This window comes from Lactiplantibacillus fabifermentans DSM 21115 (assembly GCF_000498955.2).
In the GTDB taxonomy this organism is placed as follows: domain Bacteria; phylum Bacillota; class Bacilli; order Lactobacillales; family Lactobacillaceae; genus Lactiplantibacillus; species Lactiplantibacillus fabifermentans.
This window is the reverse complement of sequence record NZ_AYGX02000113.1, coordinates 651-21,316: the sequence shown is the minus strand read 5'-3', so window position 1 is coordinate 21,316 and position 20,666 is coordinate 651. Positions and strand designations below refer to the sequence as shown.

Genomic DNA, 20,666 nt, shown 5'->3' with positions numbered 1-20,666 from the left:
AAGCTGATCTTTTTTGTCCGAACAGCGTTCGGATTAATTTTACAATCTACCTAGTGTACTCTTTTTGGTGAAAATAATGAAGATTTCTTTCATTGAAATTTAATTTTTCCGTGAAATTATTGCTTGCATTTATAGAAGAGTGGGCGTAACATAATCGCATTGACATTTTGAAAGGACAAATGGTGAGAGAAATGACTCTGGAACAATTAGCAGCCCAAAGCGGGGTCGCTGCTGATAAAATCGTTGCTTATACAAAGGCAGGCTTGTTGCCATGTAAAGATGCGCACGCTAACTTTAGTGCCGACGATCAATATTGGCTAGATATGGTCAATTGCTTCTTAGAAAATGGCTCATCCGTTGAGGACTTAAAAGATTTGATGCCACTTTGCGAACAATGTGCCACAAATTAGTCAAAAATTCGGATTGCAATTATGCTGCTCGTTTCAATGCTGAAGGCATTGCGGCGGGCTTTTTTTGTGCAAAGCACAGAGCGTCAGCACCAACGGGTTGATACTGAGCATTAGCCGCATCATCACCTCACCCGGCACAGACCGCCGGGTAAGGTGATGATGTAGCTAAGCGCAGGTATCAGCTGGTGCTGGCGCGTTTCGGCAAGTTTGCCCAGTAAAATAAAACCCCAGAATCCCGCAGCAAGTCAGTCAGGTCTGTGCCGGGAGAGGTGCAGATGTCGCCAAGCACAGGTATCAGTTGGTGCTGGGCGTTTCGGCAAGGTTGCTGAGTAAAGGTAACTTTGCTGAATTTAAAGGCGATTTGGCAGTCATCATATGCTAGCAGCGCCATTATTTCCCGGGAAAAGATTGATTGTAGACAATTAGAAAAAGTTGGCATCATAAGCTAAAAAGACTGGCTAATGACGCAGTTTCATCAAGGACCACTAGCCTTAGTGGTGTGGCTCAATCGCACAATATATCAAAGATAGACACAAATAGCCCGCGCTACAAGGTCGTAGCGCGGGCTATTTTGGCTTTTAGTAACTATTTGGTACTGCTCTTAGCTTCCGCAATCATGCTCTTCATAGCACTAGCTTGATATTCCGCGGCGGCTTGTTTTTCAAGTTTTGCCAATTGGGTCTTCGACATTGATGGATTCTTAACCATCGCAGCTTGGACTTTGTTTTGGACGTAAACTTTAGCACGGGCTTTTAAAGTTGATGCTTGTTGTTTAGCAAGTTTGCTTAAGGCCTTAGCTTGGGTGGTGCTTAAGACGACCCAATTTTTCTTAACATAGAAAGTATTAGTTCGCTTGATGAGCTTGTGATCATTGTCAGCTAGCCCAAACCAGAATTTCGCGGTGCTGTTTTTATATTCCCAGCGCGTTGACTTGGTGACTAGCTTCGTGGCCCCGGTCGTTGTTTTAACGTGGTTAGCAACTTTGATATCGGCAGCGGTATGACTAACTTTCTTTTGATTGCTAGTCTGTTTGTAAATGTAAACCCGATGCTTATCAGCGGTACCAACCGATTGGTATAACAACATATCCATTGAACTGCTGCTTGAAGCGGATTTTAAAGTAGTAGTTTTAGTAGTCGTGACCTTAGTCATACCATAGTGTTGGCTATCATTTTCAACGACTAAGACTAATGAAGCAATCAAGCCTAAGGTGAAAATGGCGGTCAAAACGAGGCGTAAGGCGGAACTACGCATGTACACGAAGGTTAAGAATAACGCAATCGTACATAGAACTAAGACGACGAGAATCATTAAGCGTCAACCTCCTTTTTTGATGGTTTAGCTGAGTGGGTGTTGCCCTTCATAAAGAAGGCGACGACTAAGCCAACGACACAGAAGGCCACCGCAACGTAAAAGGCGGCATGGTAACCATTCAATGTGGCATCAAAATATTTATCTTTATAAGCTAATGGATTACTCTTAATCAAGCTATGCGCGGGTTTTGTGTTATCCGTCACGTTTGATAAGACGGAAGTAAGCAAGGCTGTCCCAATTGAACCGGCGATTTGACGAACCGTATTATTGACGGCGGTCCCATGGCCCATTAATTCAACTGGCAAGGCGTTCATCCCGGCAGTCGTGGTTGGCATCATGACCATTGAAATCCCAAACATCCGTAAAGCGTATAAGATGACGATATAAATCGTCGCCGTATCACGGGTGATGAACATGAATGGAATGGTCCCAGCAGTTAATAAGAACATCCCCAAGATGGATAAGCGTTTAGCGCCAAAGCGGTCAAAGGCCCGACCGGTAATTGGGCTCATAACCCCCATCATTAAAGCCCCAGCTAACAAGGTTAACCCTGAATGGAAAGCTGAGAAGCCATGAATGATTTGGAGGTAAAGTGGAATAACCATTTCGGCCCCAATCATGGCCATGTAAGTAACTGAACTTAAAATAGCGGCGATCGTATAAGTTGAATGTTTGAAAACGCGGAATTCCAAGAATGGATTTTCCATATGCAATTGGCGCCAAACAAACAAAGCAATGAAGACGACCCCAATAATTAACGTTGATAAGACGATTGCAGAAGTCCAGCCGTTATCCCCAACGGATGAAAAGCCGTAAAGTAAGCTCCCAAAACCGATAGTGGATAAGATAAGTGACCAGAAATCCAGGCGTGGTTTGGATGTTTCTAAGACGTTGGCCATAAAGAAGAAACCAGCGACCAAGACAACGGCGACAATCGGAATGATTAAGCCGAATAAGTCCCGCCATGACATGTTATCAATAATCCAACCAGATAAAGTTGGGCCGATAGCAGGGGCTAAGCCGATAACAATCCCGGCCATCCCCATGGCAGCGCCCCGTTTGTCAGCGGGGAAGATCGTTAACATAATTGTTTGGAGTAAAGGCATCGTCACCCCGACCCCAACCGCTTGAATCAAACGACCAGTTAGCAGCATTCCAAAGTTTGGGGCCGTCCAGCAAAGGATCGTCCCAACTTCGAAGATCGCCATGGCTGATAAGTAGAGCCATTTAGTTGAAAAACGTGAACTTAACCACGCACTAACTGGAATCATAATCCCGTTGACTAACATGAAGCCAGTCGTCAACCATTGGACCGTTGAAGTTGTGATATCAAAATCTTTCATCAAGGTCGGAAAGGCGGTTGTTAGGATGGTTTGATTCAGCACGGTACAAAAGGTACCGATAAGTAAAATTGCAATGAGCAAGCCACGGTTATATGGTTTGCCATTAGCATCAACAGTTGTTGACAAGTAGATCCCTTCTCTCTAAAAAAGTACGTTGTCTAATATAATCTTTCTTGATATATTTGTCAACAAACTTGACATTAATATCAAAAATTATATACTTAGTATTGGAAATTCAAGAAAAGAGGTCGTCTAGTGAACATTCAGGGAAATGCGTTTTTCAAGAATTTTAAAGCGCAAGTCAATAAACATCAATTCGCGCTCAATATTAGTGATTTGGCGCGGGTTACGGGCGTATCACAAACGCAATTACGGTATTGGGAACAAAAAAATTACATCCATAGTATTAAAAATTCGGATACCGAAAAGAGCACGGCCCATCGTTATTCGTATGGGACGCTAATGCGGGTTCACTTTATTAAAGCAATGCTCGACGAAGGTTTTACGCTCGCGGCCGCGGCGCAAAAAGCCAGTGAACAATCGAATCAAATGGAAATGATGCGGATTTTTGTCGTTAATGCGTTTCAAGGGATTGAAGAACGCGATGGTCATCATATGATTAATTTAGGTTATTTTGATGAGGCCCACACACAACGGCTATACTGCTTTATTGCTGATGGTGAGAGCCATTATCGGATTTATCCAGTTGACGAAAAATAGCTTGGCGCTACCCTCTAACTTGTGAAAACGGTTAATTAATGTTAGATTTAACTTAGTAGCCGTCGGTAAGTCAGCCGGGCATTAAGTTTCCCGTTCGTCAATCGATCTTATGGCTGGATTGACCGTTGTCATGTTGGTCGTGTTTTGAAGTTTAGCTTTGCAAAAGGATTTACAACGGAGCGCGAAATAAGCGCTGAGAGACGCCTAGTTTACTAGGTAGAAATCGTGCATAAAAACAACGTGTAATTGAAACTAGCAGTAGTGTTCAATCGCCCGCTGATGACGCCTACTAACGGGTCCAAGTGCTGCGGGAAAGCTTGGGCCTTTTTTTGTAGAGTGCTAATCGCGACGGTCAGCTGCTGAGCAGGCCTAGCTAACGACAAATACTGTGGCGGGTTTTGCTACAGTATTTGTCGTTAGCGTAGCCAGCACAGGCCGCTGTCGCGATTAGCACGTTTCAGCAAGTTAGGTAAGACAGAGTGCTGGGGTGGTCTTGGCTGCATTATCAGTCGTTAGCGTAGCCAGCGCAGGCCGCTGCCATCCATAGCACGTTTCGGCAAGTTTAGGTAAGACGGAGTGCTAGGCGTTTTTTTGCCCAAGCACTATCAATTAGCAAGTCTTAATAAGTAAGCACAAGCGTCACCAGCACGAACTTAGTTGCAACGCAATTAATATAGTAGCTAATGGTCGTTCAAGTTCATCAAGTTAACAGACCAGGCTGTAGTACCAGCTCGCATCAGCCCACAAAAAAAGCCACCGACAATTGTCAGTGGCGAACCTAAAATGGGTTGAATTTCAATTAAGAATTAGCGATGGCAGTGAAGTGACGATCGTACCAGTCATTCCAACTTAAAGCGGGATTCCCACTTTCGAAGTATTTTTGATCCAAGTTGTCGATTAATGCAAGATAATCGGCGTACGAAAAATTAATACTGTCGGCTAAACGTTGGTCCTTAGTCATGTAATGCCCCAAGTTCAAATGTTCGTTGATGTCAGTCATGAAGTTTACGACTTCAAAGTCGGACATGATTTCGAGATTGTTCGCATCAAAAAGACGTTGATAAAACTTAGCAAAGTCTTCAACAGCTTTCCGTTGCAAACTATCATTGAGTTGGGTAATTGATAATTGAGCATCATCATTCACGATGCGGTTCCTCCTTAGTTTAAAAAACACGGTCCCGAAAAATAATTTTATGCCGGTGTAAACCAAAATCGTTGGTTTGCGCTACAATTTAATTATGACACGATTGACTGGCTTTTTCAAAACTTTGTGAGGCGTGGCTACTTACTAATTAGTAGCGAAAGTTTGTTAATTGTAGTAAAATGGTTAGATTAAACATTAGGCATATGAAAGATAAATTTTAGTTGAGGTGAAGCATATTCATGACCCCCATGAAGGAAGATTACTTAAAAATTATTTTCGAACTTGGTGGTACGAAGAAAAAGGTATCCAATAAGCAAATAGCCCTGAGCTTGGATATCGCAGCCGGTTCTGTGACAGAAATGGTTGGTAAGTTAGTACAAGAAGGGCTCGCTAAGCACACCCCATATGCGGGGATTTCGTTGACAAAAAAAGGGATCCGCTATGCGGAAACTTTAGTCCGCAAACACCGGATTTGGGAAGATTTCTTAGTTGATAAGTTAAACTATGATTTACCCGACGTGCATACGGAAGCGGAAGTTTTGGAACACGTTACGAGTGAACGGTTAGTGGATTCTTTGGAAAGCTTCCTCGGTAATCCGACGCACTGTCCACACGGTGGCGCGATTCCTGATAAAGACGGCCACTATCAAGAAGACAGTCACACGACGTTGGCTGATACGGAAGATGGTAGTGAAATTACGATTGAACGCTTTATCGATAATCACGACTTATTACTGTATTTGCATGACATTCAATTGGAAATTGGCCAAGAAGTCACTGTCGTTAAACACGATCCTTTCGAAGGGCCGGTAACGGTCCAAGTAAAGGGAACTTCCCAACAAATTCCGGTTAGCTACAAGGCTTCGCATAATGTGTTTGTAAACTAACAGAAAAATTCAGCCCGTGACGAACTTCGCTTTCATTAGCGCGCTAGATATTCTGTTTTATTTATGTGGAGATAAAGAATTTTAGAAAAACCACGGGATTAACTACCTTTTTCGAAAACAGTATGCTACAATTACTCATGTAGCTTGGTTAGGTAATTTTGGTCAGATCGTTTCAATAAACTATCCCCATTTGCACCGAATCATGATTTACATTAATTTATATGTGCAAAAAGCACTAGGAGGATTTTTTATTATGGAACATGGAACAGTTAAATGGTTTAACGCCGATAAAGGTTTTGGTTTTATCACTCGCGAAAACGGTAGCGATGTATTCGTACATTTCTCAGCTATCCAAGAAGACGGCTTCAAGACTCTTGAAGAAGGCCAAGCTGTAGCATTCGACGTTGAAGAAAGCGATCGTGGCCCACAAGCAGTTAACGTTACTAAAGACTAATTAACAGCTTAAATGGCTAATCTTTGAGCAATCAAAGATACTTCGAACCGGTGATTGAAGGAAACTTCAGTTACCGGTTTTTTCGTGTCATTTTTTCATAAAACGGGGTTGCCAAATTCGATGAAAGGCTTAAAGTTAAGCTATGACAATTAGATGAACGGGGGTCTCAGGCATGACCACGGATGAATTAATTATTGCCACTTGCTTACGAGCCGGCAAAATAATGGTGGAGAATGGCTCAGAAATTTCGCGGGTCGATGATACAATGATCCGCATCGCACAAAATGCGGGGGTCATTCAAGCCAATACTTACGTGACGATTACCGGCGTAATGATGTCAATATCAGGGCGCAATGCGACGCAGATTGCGTCCGTCAATAAACGCACGATTGATTTGGAAAAAGTAGCGCAAGTGAATCAACTTTCACGGACGTTTGCGGACCAGCAAATTGATTTGCCGACGTTATACGCGCAACTGGGGGAGCTTGACGGAGCGTCGCGGTCATTTCCACTGTGGCTGCAGCTCGTGGGGGCGGCCTTAGTTAGTGGCCCGTTAATGATTATGTTTCGGCATGAGACGATTAATACGTGGCCCACGATTATTATTGGAACTTTGGGATACTTAGTATTTTATTTATTGAATCGCTATTTAAAAATTAAATTTTTAAGTGAATTGGTGGCCGCCTTATTCATTGGTTTTGCGGCCGAGTGGGCTTACCAAGTCGGTTGGGGGACTAATATTAACGATATTATTATTGGGGCGTTGATGCCGTTAGTGCCGGGGGTGCCGTTAACCAATGCGGTTCGCGACATCTTGGCCGGTAACTTTGTCAGTGGGCCGGCGCGCGCGGTGGAAGCCTTGATCAGTGCGGCTGCGCTAGGCTTTGGCATTGCCGTGGTCATTTCAATCTTTTAAGGGAGGCGTCACATGGATACGATTGGTCAATTATTATTAGCCTATGTCGCTGTCTTGGGATTTGGCCTAATTATTAATATTCCCCGCCGCGCCTTAAATATTGCCGGTTGGATTGGCACCTTAACGTGGGGCTTTTATTTAATCGTGCAAGTTTTCGATGGCGGGGTCGTATTAGGGAGCTTTGTGGGTTCGGTGGGCATTGGCGTCTTGAGCAATGTCGCTGCGCATTATAAGAAGATGCCGTCGATTATCTTTAACATCCCGAGTTTAGTGTCATTTGTGCCGGGGAGTCAGGCGTATCAAATGGTCCGCAATTTTGCGTTAGGCAAATATGTGACCGCGATGGGCTTTACCTTACAAGTCGTCATGATTACGGGGGCGATTGCGCTAGGGTTCTTGATTGCGGAACTTCTCAATCGCTTGATTAGTTTTTGCATTTTACAGTGGCAACGAATGAAGATTGAGTGAAATAAATTTTAATATTATTGACGATTTGATAATTGGTGAATAAGTCCAATTATCGAATCGTTTTTTTGTGCCGAGGCAAGTTTGGCACAAAAGTCTTAATTATTATAAATAGGAGATGTCGGCTGATGGCGGTAATTCTGGGAGTCGTGGTGGCTAGTTTAAGAATCAGTTGCTATGCGTAAACACTGGCAACTGGTTAATCCCATCAAGCGACGAAAAAAACGACCCATCCGTAGATGAGTCGTTTTAAAATCAATTATTAGCATTAGTTTTGGTTAGCGTACTTTTCACCGGTCTTAGCTGCCTTAAGATCTAAGGACTTCCGTAAGACGTTGGTAACCCGTTGCTTTTCGGTTTGTGAGATAACTTCGAAGGATTGACCTGAAATCATCTTCCCAGTACCTTGAGCATGGTCAGAAACCACGTTCTTAGTGGCATCACGATACTTCGAAACTAAGGTGGTCAAATCACTAAAGGTTAAGTCGGTCCGCGTTTCCTTGGCAATTGACTTCATAAAGTCTTGTTTGATCAAGTTGGTTGCGTTCGTGCTTTCACCGATAATCGTGGTGATTAATTGACGTTGACGTTGTTGACGACCGTAGTCACCTAATGGATCATCGTAACGCATCCGCGAGTAGGCGAGGGCTTTAGCGCCATCCATGTGGGTCTTTTGACCTTTGGTGAACGTGTAGCCTGCATAAGTGAAACTCCGGATTGGGGTAATATCAACCCCGCCGATTTCGTTAACGACTTTCTTCATCCCGCCCATGTTGATCAAGGCGTAGTAGTCAATTGGTACATTTAACCATTTTTGGACGGTCTTAATCGTGGTCCCGGCACTACCATAAGCATAAGCGGCGTTTAATTTCGTTGGAAAATCTTGTTCGAAACCAGAAACAGCAACTTCCGAGTCCCGCGGTAAACTCATTAACGTGGTCGTCTTGGTCTTCGGATTAATCGTTGCCAAGATAAGCGTATCAGTCCGGCCTTTGTAATTCCGACCTAACGCCCCAGTATCAGTCCCCAATAACAAAATTGAAATTGGTTTCTTACTATTTAAAGCGGCGCTGGTGTTCCGCGACTTTTTAATCCCACTACTTTGATAAACGGTATTGGCCGCATTCTTAGCGTTGAAATACGTGCGGGCGGCAAAGGCAGCCGTCCCGACGAATAACACCGCAATGATGATTAAAATCGTGTTGCGGACAGGATGCTTCTTCTTGGGACCGTTCCCCTTGGGGCCTTTTCCCTTCGGTGCTTCCTGGTGCATTTCTGAACGACTTGGCATATCTTCCATGAACATTTCCTCCATTGGTATGTAAAAACTATACATAGTTTAGCATTTTTTTGGGCTCGCGAAAACAATATTCACGTAACCTTTTTGACACACAAAAACCTAACTCCTGCTTAATCATAACTGTTTTTTAAAGAAGTAGTGATTAAATTAAGCTTTCTTTGCGTTTTTTTAATGTTCTGTGATTTAGGGTTTTGTTTAGTCAACTGACAGATTATGATATAATTTTATTAATTGAAAATTTATGGGGGTTCTAGTCTTGATGATCGATAAGTCGCGTAGTCGGCCGGTCAAGTTTGTCATTGGTGTGATCTTGTTTGCATACCTCAGTTACTTTGTCGCGCAAGGGGCGATTGGAATTGATTTATTTGACGCGGGCATGTCTTCGCTAGTTCGTGTTCATAATAATGGCTTTTTTGATGCTATTTATAAAATTATTTCTTGGATTGCTTCACCGGCCAAAGATATTTTCTGGATGGTGTTACTTGCTTTTCTCATGTACGGCTTCAAATATAAAATTCAGGCTTTTTGGTCGTTGGTCTTGTTAGCGGGTGGCGATGTGTTAGGCACAATTGTCAAACATCTCGTGGCACGCGCGCGGCCGATTGACCATTTGGCAAGTGACACGGGTTATAGTTATCCGAGTGGTCACGTCTTAGGTACCTTTTTAATCGTGACGGTGGTCATCGTGTTGATCGTACCGGAGTTGCCAACGTATCGCATGGCGCAAATCGTGAAATGGGTGGCCATTGTTTGGTTACTGCTCGTCATGATTGCGCGGGTCTATATGCAGGCCCACTACGCTACCGATACGATTGGGGCCGTATTGTTAGGCTGGGTTTGGGTGCAAATTATGGCCTGGGTCTATCAACTATATGCGCGACATTTGTTACAATGGCGCTTGTTCTACCGGTCCTATTTATAAACAAAAGCAAAAGACGTCTGCGGACGTCTTTTTTAGTGTAAGATTTTTTTGTGATGATTACTTGAAAAAAGGACGTTGCCACAAAATGAGCCGAAAAAAACGTTCAGCAGCATTCTTTCTGGTGCTACTGAACGTTTTTTGCTGGGTACCCTCAGGCTTGTCGGTTATTAGCGAGCCATTCTAAAGCTAAGGTGAGCCAGTGGGCCGCGTGCGGCTGATTGGCATCTGGTTTCCAGGCAGTCTGCGCATTAGCTAAAGCTAAGCCGTGCGGGCCGTGTTGGAAAATGTGGACTTCTTGTTCAATCTCCGCATTAGCCAAAGCGGTGGCATAGGCTAGTGAGTTTTGCACTGGGACAATGGGATCGTCAGCGGTGACCCAGATGAAGGTCGGTCGATTATTCGCATTGACATGGGTATCCGCCGCCAAATCAGCCGGTGTTTTCGACCAAGTCGCCAAAGTGTCGGCGTCTTTTGGAAAGCCCAATTGCGGATTAATGACTGGGTAGCCTAAAATCACACTGGCTGGTTTCAAATCAGCTGCGGGTAACTTCAATTCAGGCGCGACTTTATCATGCCAGTAGTCATTATACAAGGCAACGATATGGCCACCGACACTGAAGCCGGCGGGCGTAATTTGGTCGGGGTCAATATGCCAGTCGGTCGCATTCTGCCGCAGTAAAGCGACCGCGGCCCCTAAGTCCAAGACTGGGGCTAAGCCGAGCGGTTGCTGGTCGCCTAATAAGGTATATTCTAAGTAAAAAGCTTGGTAACCATGCCCAGCAAACGCCATGGCCAAGGTTTCCGCTTGACCGGTTGGAATGTGGGTATATGAGCCTCCAGGGACAATAATGATTGCCGGGAGGGTTGTTTGATGTGCATTTTCATCGGGAAAATGTAAAAAACCAGTTAAATGTGCGTTAGGACGCGCTAAATTTGCGTGAATAACTTGCATGCAATCACCTCTATTGATATGGTTAACATAACTATTATAACGCAAGTTGGGTGGGATTAAGATGTTGATGTTAACGGCAACAGCCGCTAATGAAGAAGTAAAATTACGGCCATTTGTGGCTGACGATGCGGCCGATTATTATGAATTGGTCAAAAACCATGAGATTGCGGCCAATGCGGGCTTTACGCCGGCCAACAACTTAGTCGAAGCCCAGTTTTTATTGAAACGACAATTAGGGCTGCCAGGGGTGTTTGCGTTGGAATTGCCGAGCACTGGTAAAGTCATTGGCAGTGTTGGCTTGTATGAACGCATGAACGCGTACGGTGAACCCGCCGTTAAACAAATGGATCTCGGGTATATATTGAATGTGACGTATTGGCATCGTGGTTTTATGACGGCTGCGGTGCATCGGATTCAACAATACGCGTTTGACGAATTACAATTACATCGGTTAACGGCGAGTTGTTTAGCGCCGAATACTGCTTCCAAAATTATTTTAGAACATGCCGGATTTCGGCAATATGACGCGGTCACTCATCCCGCTTACGCCCAATTTGGCGCTGGTCAAACGGAATTATTTTATGAGTGTTTGGCGTCTGAAGGGGATGAAAGTCGTGCAACTCGCAAAATCATTTGAACAAGCCGCCTGTGTTTTAGTGTTGTTGGCGACGCAACGGCCGGATATGCCGCTCACCGCGGATGTGATTCACGATCGGATTGGCGGTTCGGCGACGTACATGCGCAAAATTATTCGCAAACTCGTGGTGGCGAATTTAGTGGCCTCGACAAGTGGTAACAACGGCGGCGTGCAGTTAGCACGTTCGCCAGAAGCAATTACGATTAAAGATGTGGTCCTAGCGATTGAAGGTCCGTTACAGACATTTCCAAATCACGGCTATTTTGACCAAGCCTTCAAGGATGTTGAACCCGTCGCTGATGAAGGGACCAAAGTTGTTAATGCGATTTTTTCACAAGCTGATAAATTGTGGTTGGACTTTTTAGGTGGCCAAAAAATTGCCACGTTGATCAAGGAACTTTTGGCGGTCCCACAAATTCCGGTTTTAAATTGGAATAATCAATCTGATGATAAAATGGACGAATTAAATCAAATTTTGACTCGGATGCGAGCCGATAAGTGAGTAGACCTACAAACTTACTAGTAATTGTATGCGTTTTCGATAACGATCGCTAGCTTGGCAGGCTTTTGCCATCGTTGACTAGAATTAACTGTTATGAACTTTTTTCACAAGTGGTGAAACGCTGTTATTACAGCGATTTCTATGTTATTCTAACATTACTTTTCACAAATAGGAGTTAAATAAAAAATGGCAGATAAAAAGTACTACGGTGCCGACGCAATTGTCGACAGTCTTGCAAACCATGATGTTAAATATGTTTTTGGGATTCCGGGCGCCAAAATCGACCGGGTTTTCGAACGTTTAGAACATCCCGTTAATCCAAAGAGTCCGCAAATGGTTGTGACTCGTCACGAGCAAAATGCCGCCTTCATTGCGGCGGGGATTGGCCGGATTACCGGGAAACCGGGCGTCGTGTTAACGACATCTGGTCCGGGGGCTAGTAACTTAGCGACCGGCTTAGTGACTGCCACCGCTGAAGGCGACCCCGTCTTAGCCATTTCAGGACAAGTCCAACGCGCGGATTTGTTGCGGTTAACGCATCAAAGCATGAATAATGCGGCGTTATTCAAACCAATTACGAAGTACAGCGCGGAAGTGCAAGAACCAGAAAATATTTCAGAAGTTATTGCTAACGCGTATCAAGAAGCGACCGCTGCTAAGCAAGGGGCCAGTTTTGTCAGCATTCCCCAAGATGTGACCGATTCGGTTGTGCGCACGCCAGTTATCACACCGATGCAAGCCCCCAAATTAGGACCTGCTAGTCCGGTTGAAACGACGTTGTTAGCACAAAAAATCAAAGCGGCGAAATTACCCGTCTTATTAGTGGGGATGCGCGCCTCATCGCCCGAAGTGACGAAAGCCATTCGTAATTTAGTCACCGCGGCCAATTTGCCCGTTGTCGAAACGTTCCAAGCGGCGGGGGTCATTTCGCGTAAGCTAGAAGCCCAACATTTCTTCGGTCGGGTCGGGTTATTCCGGAACCAACCCGGCGATATGTTACTCAAAAAGTCGGACCTAGTGATTGCGGTTGGTTATGATCCCATCGAATACGAACCGCGTAACTGGAATGCGGAAGGCAAGTCCCGGATTGTGGTCATCGACGACATGCGGGCCGAAATCGACCACAACTTCCAACCAGAAACGGAATTAGTCGGTGATATTGCGCAAACTTTAGACTTCTTATTACCATATATGAATGGTTATGACATTAGCGACGATTCGAAAGCGTACTTGAAAGACTTACAAGTACGCCTCCAGACCCGTGATTTCGTGCCTAACATAGATGGTAGCGCGACCTTAAATCACCCGTTATCCGTTATTTCCGCTTTACAACAACGGGTCAGTGATGACATGACGGTCACGGTCGATGTCGGCAGCCATTATATTTGGATGGCCCGGCATTTCCGCAGTTATGAACCCCGCCACTTGTTATTCAGTAACGGGATGCAAACGCTCGGTGTGGCGTTACCATGGGCGATTGGGGCTGCCTTAGTGCGGCCTAACACCCAAATCGTTTCAGTTTCTGGTGATGGCGGCTTCTTATTCTCCGCCCAAGAACTTGAAACGGCCGTGCGGATGAACTTAAACATCGTGCACTTGATTTGGAACGATGGGACTTACGATATGGTGAAGTTCCAAGAAGAAATGAAGTACGGTGAAGATGCCGCGGTTCATTTTGGCCCGGTTGATTTTGTGAAGTACGCCGAAAGTTTCGGTGCTAAAGGGTTACGCGTTGAAAAGCCTGCTGACTTGGAAGGCGTCTTAGATGAAGCCTTTGCAACTGATGGTCCGGTAATCGTCGATATTCCAATCGATTACGCCGACAACAAAGCCCTTGGCAAGACCATGTTACCTGACCAATTCTATTAAAATAATGGCAGAGTGCCGTTGTGGGTCGGCCGTAATTCCAGCCGCTGTGGCGACCGGTTCGAGCCAAAAAGCGGTCTCGAACCTCACTTTGAAGCTTGGTCCAACCCGTCAATCTTCAAAGATGCCGGTGCTGTAAATGTCGGAAAAATCACCGGCATTAACACCACTTGCACAGCGACTTCCATTACCGCTGACCCACAACTAAATTGATTTTTAAATAAAAATGGTGTGACGACAATTTTTGCCGGTCACACCATTTTATATTGGTTACTACTTGCGTTGGTGTTTATGAATGATGAGCAACTTTATATTGTTGTGGTTGCCTGAAAAATGGGAATATTATTCGATAATGGGCGGATGTCTTTTTACATGAGATGACTTGCTAACTCTTTTGATTGCAATCAAAAAATCGTACGAATTAGGTGTTATGGCTGTTATCAAGTATTGATTGATGGCAATAGTAATCAGTATAGCCCGTCGTCACCCGGTTGCGCGCCATGTCGCCAAAATCGGCCGGTGATTTTCCGGCGGGTTTTGGGGGTCGTCTTTTAAGACCGGCAATGGGTTATGGCCGGGCTTAAAAGCGCCCTTGGGACCGCTCTTTGGCCCAAGGTCTACCCCACGGCGCACAACCGGGTGACGACGAGCGGAAATTAACTGGTTGTCAAACCCACGACTGTTTTGTATAATGGTTGAGTATATCGAAAGAAGAGGACGCGATTAACAAGAGTAGTTGAGCTGAGCCGGTCAGGTGTGGACGCTTAATGAAAGGGGCAATCGCCGAAATGGAACGGGTGGACCACCTAATCTGTTGGGCCTTGGTTGAATAAATCAAGGACTGTCGCAGTCATTAATAGGCTGCGGGGCGCTATCGACGATGAAATCAGCTTAGTCAATCAATCTGATGAAGTCTTTTTGCGCAGTTTGCAAAAGGACTTTTTATTTTTGTTTGGTTAATTCTTACCTGAATCGGTGTGAACACTTTTAGATATAAATCGATTTTTTGGAGGGTTTCTGCATGGCAGAACAAGAACATCATGAAGTGAAGCGCGAACTAAAGACGCGCCACTTATCCATGATTGCACTAGGTGGGAGTATTGGGACCGGCTTATTTGTCGCTTCCGGCTCCGCTATCTCAACCGCCGGCCCTGGTGGCGCACTAATGGCCTATGTCGGGATTGGGATTATGGTTTATTTCCTGATGACGAGTTTAGGGGAAATGGCGACTTATTTGCCCGTTTCTGGCTCGTTTTCAACGTACGCGACGAAATTCGTCGATCCAGCGCTAGGGTTTGCGATGGGCTGGAATTATTGGTTTAACTGGGCGATTACTTTAGCGGTTGATATTAGTACTGCGGCGATTGTCATGCAATTTTGGTTGCCGAGTGTTCCTGGCTGGGTCTTTAGCTTAGTCGCTTTGGTGTTGATCTTTACGATTAATGCGTTGTCTGTCCGCTCGTTCGGGGAAACCGAATACTGGTTGTCACTAATTAAAGTGGTCACCGTTTTGATTTTCTTAGCAGTCGGGGTCTTAACGATTTTCGGCATTATGGGTGGTCACGCGACCGGCTTAAGTAACTTTACTTACAAAAAAGCACCATTTGTTGGTGGGATTCCAACGATTCTGAGCGTCTTTGTCGTCGCTGGTTTTTCATTCCAAGGGACCGAATTAATTGGGATTACCGCTGGTGAATCGGAAACGCCCGAAAAGAGTATTCCCGCTGCCATTAAACAAGTTTTCTGGCGGATCTTGCTCTTTTATATTTTAGCCATCTTTGTCATCGCCGCGATTATTCCTTATACGTCAAAAGACTTATTAGGGTCATCCGCGAGTGATATTGCCATTAGTCCGTTTACCTTAGTGTTCAAACGAGCTGGATTGGCCGCCGCGGCTAGTGTCATGAATGCCGTTATTTTAACGTCCGTCTTATCCGCCGCTAACTCGGGGATGTATGCTTCAACGCGGATGTTATATTCCTTATCCTTACAAGGTTATGCCCCTAAGACGTTTGGCCGGACGAATCGCCGAGGCATTCCAATCATGGCATTGCTCGGAACGACCGTCATTGGGTTATTGACGTTCTTATCAAGCTTATTCGGTGAACGGATTTATATTTTCTTAGTTTCAGCGAGTGGGTTGACTGGGTTTATCGCCTGGCTAGGGATTGCGATTTCCCATTTGCGTTTCCGCAAGGCCTTTGTGGCGCAAGGTCATGACCTCAGTGAGTTGCGGTACCATGCTAAATGGTTCCCATTTGGGCCATGGTTTGCGTTTGCCCTTTGTTTGATTGTCATTGTTGGTCAAGACTTACATTCATTTGCGACGCTTGATTGGCAAGCAATTGGGGTCACTTACATGAGTATTCCATTGTTTATCATCTTGTATTTCTATTACAAGATTCGGTATAAGACCCACATGATTCCATTGGACCAAGTGGACTTGTCTAAGGAACATTTAGATTAATTATTGACCGAAAAAAGGTGATTGGCATGTTGCTGATCGCCTTTTTATGTTAATTTGGTTATGAGAGTAATTAGTAGATATTACAGAAGTTTTAAATTAACCCCAAGAATGGCTGGGAGTTTTAATTCAGTTAAGTAATTATGCTACGCTAAAACCCGAAAGGCAGAGAGAGAAAAATGTTGAAGAGTACAGTTTTAAAAGGTTTAGCCCTAGTTAGTTTGGTCGGGGTGCTCAGTGGGTGCTCGACATCCTCAGCGACTAACAAGAGTAGCGCTAGTAGTAGTCAAAGTACGACGAAGACGCAAACTAAGCGCCAAAAATTGATTAGTGAACTGCCTAAAGGCGTTAAATCGACCGATAGTGATTTAATCGTCGTCAATAAGTGGCATAAGCACGATGAATTAACATTTAGCAAATCAACTGTCGATGGCATTACGGTCCGTAGCTCGGTCGTCAAGCCATTGACCGCTTTCTTGAATGGGGCCAAAAAGGCTGGCTATCCGGCGACCTTGGTTTCTGGTTATCGCTCCGTGGCTTATCAAAAAGAAGTTTGGAGTCAGTCCATCACGACCTATGAACAACAAGGTAAGACGGCCGCCCAAGCGTTGAAATTAACCAAAGAATATGTGGCGGTACCACGAGGCAGCGAACACCAAACTGGTTTGGCCGCTGACATTATGAATACGAAGTGGTTTGACAGCCATGACAGCCAGTTATTATCATCATCGGATAAAGCTAAAGGTCAACAATGGTTGATTAAACACGCGCCGGATTACGGGTTCGTCTTACGGTTCACGAAGAGTGGCACCAAGTCGACGGGGATTGATTACGAGTCCTGGCATTTCCGCTACGTCGGCAAAGCCAGCGCTGAATTCATGACCAAACACAATTTAACCTTGGAACAATACGTTTCACTATTAAAGTCGCGCGAAAGTGCTAAAAAATAGTTTAGTTTGTTTGCCGTTATAGACTGACCGCCGCTAGAAATGAAGCATAGTAGTCTGGGACAGCCAGTCTTTGAACGTTGGCCTCCAGCAAGTTAACCTGTTTCTTGTACCGGGACGTCATCGCTTAATGACACTTATTATTTGAACAGTATGACTAAGGAGCTACCACTATTTTTTATGCATAGTGGTGGCTCCTTTATTGGCTCGAACCGGTCGTCACGCGACTGGAATTACTACTGACCGGAAGCGGCAATTATAAGCGCCAATCTTAGTATGTTTTACCGATTGCCCATAAATTGCGGGTCAATGTCGCTGGAAATGACTATTAGCCACCGTTGATATAATTGGAATTATGGCTGGCGGCCGGGAAATTTTCATGGTGGTTGAGAAAATCTCTTATAACCAGATATTGCATTTTAGGCGAGGGGTGCGTACAATATGTAGTGTTGCTTTTAACGCAGAGAAACTTTGTACGTAAATAAAGGAGAGACGCCCCATGCTTGTTATGTCAGGAACTATCGGTGCCGGAAAGACCAGTTTAACGCAATTAGTAGCGGACCATTTTGGGTCACAAGCGTTTTATGAATCTGTCGATGACAATCCTATTTTGCCGTTATTTTATAAGGACCCGAAGAAATATGCTTTCTTATTACAAATCTACTTTTTGAACAAACGCTTGGACAGTATTAAGTCCGCTTTTGCCAATGACTTAGATGTTTTAGATCGCTCCATTTTTGAAGATTCATTATTATTCCATTTAAATGGTGACTTGGGTCGCGCGACGAGTACCGAAGTCGATATTTACGACTCATTATTAAATAACATGATGCAAGAATTGCCAGAAGCTGAGCATCAAAAGAGTCCTGATTTGTTGATTCATATCAATATTTCGTTTGATACGATGTTACAACGCATCAAGAAGCGGGGCCGTTCTTTCGAACAAATCGACCAAGATCCCGATTTGTATAACTACTACCAAACATTGAATGATCGTTACAATGACTGGTATGCCAACTATGATCACAGCCCTAAGATGCAAATCGACGGTGATAAGTTGGACTTCGTGACGGACCCTGCTGCCCGGCAAGAAGTTATCAAATTAATCGATGAAAAGGTTGCTAGTTTAAGCTAGTTGCCTTATAGTAAGAGCAGATATTAAACACGGCGCGTTTTAAGTAGACAGTCAGAGAACCGGTGGTTGGTGTGAACCGGATGTCGAAACTCCGGCGCGACAATGTGGGCAGGTAATACTGCACGGCAGAGCCGTTATCCGTTTTAAGGGTGGGATCATGTTGATCCTGAACTTGGGTGGTACCGCGAATCGCAGTCTCTTCGTCCCAATTGTGGATGAGAGACTGTTTTTTTATCTAAATATTCGAGGAGGAACCAAACAATGTTAGATTTAAAGATGATTCGCCAACAACCAGATTTTGTGAAAGAACAACTCGGTCACCGTGGCGTTGCGGCTAGTGACATCGATGATTTATTGAAAGTGGATGAAAATCGCCGTGACTTGATTGCCAAGAGTGAACAATTGAAGTCGACCCGGAACCAAGTTTCTGGTGAAATTTCACAAAAGAAACGCAACAAGGAAGATGCCAGCGCTGAAATTACTGAAATGCAAAAAGTTAGTGCTGAAATCAAAAAATTGGATGAAGACCGTCGTCAAGCTGAAACCAAAGTGCACGACTTAGCCGCGCATTTGCCAAATATTCCGAATCCGGATGTTCCGGTTAGCTTAAAGGAAGAAGACGCCATTGAATTACGCCGAGTTGGCGATATTCGCAAGTTCGACTTCGAACCAAAAGCCCACTGGGAACTCGGTGAAGATTTAGGTATCTTGGACTTCGAACGTGGGGCCAAGGTTTCTGGTAGTCGTTTCTTATACTATGTCGGTGATGGCGCCAAATTGGAACGGGCCGTTTATAACTTCTTCTTAGACCAACATGAAGCAGAAGGCTATACCGAAGTCTTACCACCATACATGGTTACTGACGAATCCATGTACGGGACTGGCCAATTCCCTAAGTTCAAAGACGATGCCTTCCGCATTACGACACAAGACTTGAGCTTGATTCCAACGGCGGAAGTCCCATTGGTGAACTACTATCGTGATGAAGTCATCCCCGCTGAAAAGTTACCGTTTTACTTCACCGCGTTATCACCAGCGTTCCGGGAAGAAGCCGGGAGCGCCGGTCGTGATACGAAAGGCTTGATTCGTTTACACCAATTCAATAAGGTTGAAATGGTTAAGTTCACGAAGCCGGAAGATTCATGGGATGAACTTGAAAAGTTGACCAACAATGCGGAATCATTGTTGAAAAAATTGGGCTTAGCTTACCACGTGATTACGTTAACGACTGGCGATATGAGCTTTACGGCGGCCATGACGCATGACTTGGAAGTTTGGTTCCCAGAACAAAACAAGTACCGTGAAATCTCAAGTTGTTCAAACTGTACCGATTTCCAAGCTCGTCGCGCGCATATCCAATACCGTGATGATGATGGCAAGCTTCAATTTGTTCACACATTAAACGGGAGTGGGTTAGCCGTTGGTCGGACGGTCGCTGCCATTATGGAAAACTACCAAAACGAAGATGGGACGATTACGATTCCCGATGTCTTAGTTCCTTACATGCACGGCAAGACTAAAATTGAAAAACAAGCTTAATGAGCTAACTAGATCGTCACTTTCGGGTGGCGGTCTTTTTTATTCGGCAGTTGTTGCATAAATATTGTCCGTATTCATATCAAAATCGCGCTAATATTTAGGTCGTAATGAATTAATAATTGCTAGCAAGGACGTTTATTTTGCGGATATTGATGGATAATTCAGGCTTTCAGGTGGTTTCACTGGACTTTTTGAAAAGTTTTTCTTAATTAACTTTATGGTGAAAAATGCTGATATATCGGCGTTTGTTAACGGATTGTTGAGCGAAAATATGAAAAAATGCAACTTTTTTGCAAAATAGGGTTTGCTAATTTTCTACCGCGTGCTATAATATTTCTTGTCGGAAAATATGCGTTCAAAAAGTATATTTATCCAAGAAATTTAAAAAAATGTTGACAATTATTCAACCGGATGTTAAAGTTAAATAGTTGTCACGGCATCAGAGTAAGAACTGTTAGCACCGACAACAGGCATGATTGATTAATAATCATGCGGGTGTGGCGGAACTGGCAGACGCGCTAGATTTAGGTTCTAGTGTCTTACGACGTGGGGGTTCGAGTCCCTTCACCCGCACATGCCGACTTAGCTCAGTTGGCAGAGCATCTCACTAGTAATGAGGAGGTCGGAGGTTCGAATCCTCTAGTCGGCATTTACAACTTAATATTACATTTGCGGAAGTAGTTCAGTGGTAGAACATCACCTTGCCATGGTGGGGGTCGCGGGTTCGAATCCCGTCTTCCGCTTTTAAT

General features: G+C 44.5%; 19 protein-coding genes, 3 tRNA genes and 1 riboswitch. Of the genes, 17 read left to right on the top strand and 5 right to left on the bottom strand.

The window, feature by feature from the left end:
• Positions 1-179: 179 nt before the first annotated feature.
• Complete coding sequence (locus DY78_RS10355; RefSeq protein WP_235810664.1) at positions 180-410, top strand: helix-turn-helix domain-containing protein; 231 nt, start codon at positions 180-182, stop codon at positions 408-410.
• Between the two features lie 585 nt (positions 411-995).
• Here DY78_RS10355 and DY78_RS10350 read toward each other — a convergent pair.
• Positions 996-1,721, bottom strand: coding sequence for a DUF4811 domain-containing protein (locus DY78_RS10350; protein ID WP_024624490.1), 726 nt, complete (start codon positions 1,719-1,721; stop codon positions 996-998).
• Entirely contained in the window at positions 1,721-3,193 is a 1,473-nt protein-coding gene (locus DY78_RS10345; RefSeq protein ID WP_024624489.1) for an MDR family MFS transporter, read from the bottom strand. The genes DY78_RS10350 and DY78_RS10345 overlap by 1 nt, the downstream gene beginning before the upstream one ends.
• 129 nt (positions 3,194-3,322) lie before the next feature.
• On the opposite strand from DY78_RS10345, the gene DY78_RS10340 reads away from it, so the two are divergent.
• Complete coding sequence (locus DY78_RS10340; RefSeq protein ID WP_024624488.1) at positions 3,323-3,787, top strand: MerR family transcriptional regulator; 465 nt, start codon at positions 3,323-3,325, stop codon at positions 3,785-3,787.
• Between the two features lie 799 nt (positions 3,788-4,586).
• Here DY78_RS10340 and DY78_RS10335 read toward each other — a convergent pair.
• Positions 4,587-4,931: a hypothetical protein gene (locus DY78_RS10335; RefSeq protein ID WP_024624487.1), complete on the bottom strand. Its 345-nt coding sequence runs from the start codon at positions 4,929-4,931 to the stop codon at positions 4,587-4,589.
• Between the two features lie 239 nt (positions 4,932-5,170).
• Here DY78_RS10335 and DY78_RS10330 point away from each other — a divergent pair, with 239 nt between their 5' ends.
• From DY78_RS10330 to DY78_RS10315, 4 genes are all read left to right on the top strand, one after another.
• On the top strand, positions 5,171-5,818 hold the full coding sequence (locus tag DY78_RS10330; RefSeq protein WP_024624486.1) for a metal-dependent transcriptional regulator: 648 nt from the start codon (positions 5,171-5,173) through the stop codon (positions 5,816-5,818).
• A 253-nt stretch (positions 5,819-6,071) separates the two neighbouring features.
• Positions 6,072-6,272 carry a cold-shock protein gene (locus DY78_RS10325; RefSeq protein WP_024624485.1) on the top strand — a complete coding sequence of 67 codons (201 nt, stop codon included), beginning with the start codon at positions 6,072-6,074 and terminating at the stop codon, positions 6,270-6,272.
• 172 nt (positions 6,273-6,444) lie between these two features.
• Positions 6,445-7,188, top strand: coding sequence for a threonine/serine exporter family protein (locus tag DY78_RS10320; protein WP_024624484.1), 744 nt, complete (start codon positions 6,445-6,447; stop codon positions 7,186-7,188).
• A 12-nt stretch (positions 7,189-7,200) separates the two neighbouring features.
• Positions 7,201-7,656: a threonine/serine exporter family protein gene (locus DY78_RS10315; protein WP_024624483.1), complete on the top strand. Its 456-nt coding sequence runs from the start codon at positions 7,201-7,203 to the stop codon at positions 7,654-7,656.
• A gap of 265 nt (positions 7,657-7,921) precedes the next feature.
• On the opposite strand, the gene DY78_RS10310 is transcribed toward DY78_RS10315, so the two are convergent.
• Positions 7,922-8,953: an LCP family glycopolymer transferase gene (locus DY78_RS10310; protein ID WP_056993525.1), complete on the bottom strand. Its 1,032-nt coding sequence runs from the start codon at positions 8,951-8,953 to the stop codon at positions 7,922-7,924.
• 259 nt (positions 8,954-9,212) lie between these two features.
• Between DY78_RS10310 and DY78_RS10305 the strand changes: the two genes are divergently transcribed.
• Positions 9,213-9,875, top strand: coding sequence for a phosphatase PAP2 family protein (locus DY78_RS10305; RefSeq protein ID WP_024624481.1), 663 nt, complete (start codon positions 9,213-9,215; stop codon positions 9,873-9,875).
• 151 nt (positions 9,876-10,026) lie between these two features.
• Here the strand turns inward: DY78_RS10305 and DY78_RS10300 are convergent, their stop codons facing one another.
• Positions 10,027-10,827 carry a lp_1002 family arylesterase gene (locus DY78_RS10300; RefSeq protein WP_024624480.1) on the bottom strand — a complete coding sequence of 267 codons (801 nt, stop codon included), beginning with the start codon at positions 10,825-10,827 and terminating at the stop codon, positions 10,027-10,029.
• A 61-nt stretch (positions 10,828-10,888) separates the two neighbouring features.
• Between DY78_RS10300 and DY78_RS10295 the strand changes: the two genes are divergently transcribed.
• The 10 genes from DY78_RS10295 (at position 10,889) to DY78_RS10250 (ending at position 20,660) form a co-directional block, all read left to right on the top strand.
• A complete protein-coding gene (locus tag DY78_RS10295) occupies positions 10,889-11,464 on the top strand; it encodes a GNAT family N-acetyltransferase (RefSeq protein ID WP_024624479.1) in 576 nt (191 codons plus the stop codon).
• Positions 11,442-11,966 (top strand): RrF2 family transcriptional regulator, encoded by a 525-nt coding sequence (locus tag DY78_RS10290; protein ID WP_024624478.1) that lies wholly within the window; start codon positions 11,442-11,444, stop codon positions 11,964-11,966. The genes DY78_RS10295 and DY78_RS10290 overlap by 23 nt, the downstream gene beginning before the upstream one ends.
• 186 nt (positions 11,967-12,152) lie before the next feature.
• Entirely contained in the window at positions 12,153-13,835 is a 1,683-nt protein-coding gene (gene alsS, locus DY78_RS10285) for an acetolactate synthase AlsS (protein WP_024624477.1), read from the top strand.
• Between the two features lie 700 nt (positions 13,836-14,535).
• A riboswitch (Lysine riboswitch) is annotated at positions 14,536-14,714 on the top strand.
• Positions 14,715-14,853: 139 nt separating this feature from the next.
• Positions 14,854-16,299, top strand: a complete 1,446-nt coding sequence (locus tag DY78_RS10280) for an amino acid permease (RefSeq protein WP_024624476.1) — start codon at positions 14,854-14,856, stop codon at positions 16,297-16,299.
• Between the two features lie 176 nt (positions 16,300-16,475).
• Positions 16,476-17,246 (top strand): M15 family metallopeptidase, encoded by a 771-nt coding sequence (locus tag DY78_RS10275; RefSeq protein WP_024624475.1) that lies wholly within the window; start codon positions 16,476-16,478, stop codon positions 17,244-17,246.
• Positions 17,247-17,742: 496 nt separating this feature from the next.
• On the top strand, positions 17,743-18,378 hold the full coding sequence (locus tag DY78_RS10270) for a deoxynucleoside kinase (RefSeq protein ID WP_024624474.1): 636 nt from the start codon (positions 17,743-17,745) through the stop codon (positions 18,376-18,378).
• Positions 18,379-18,639: 261 nt separating this feature from the next.
• Positions 18,640-19,917, top strand: a complete 1,278-nt coding sequence (gene serS / locus DY78_RS10265; protein ID WP_024624473.1) for a serine--tRNA ligase — start codon at positions 18,640-18,642, stop codon at positions 19,915-19,917.
• 491 nt (positions 19,918-20,408) lie between these two features.
• A tRNA-Leu gene (locus DY78_RS10260) sits at positions 20,409-20,490 on the top strand.
• A gap of 3 nt (positions 20,491-20,493) precedes the next feature.
• A tRNA-Thr gene (locus DY78_RS10255) sits at positions 20,494-20,566 on the top strand.
• A 22-nt stretch (positions 20,567-20,588) separates the two neighbouring features.
• Positions 20,589-20,660: transfer RNA gene (locus tag DY78_RS10250), tRNA-Gly, on the top strand.
• Positions 20,661-20,666: the final 6 nt, after the last annotated feature.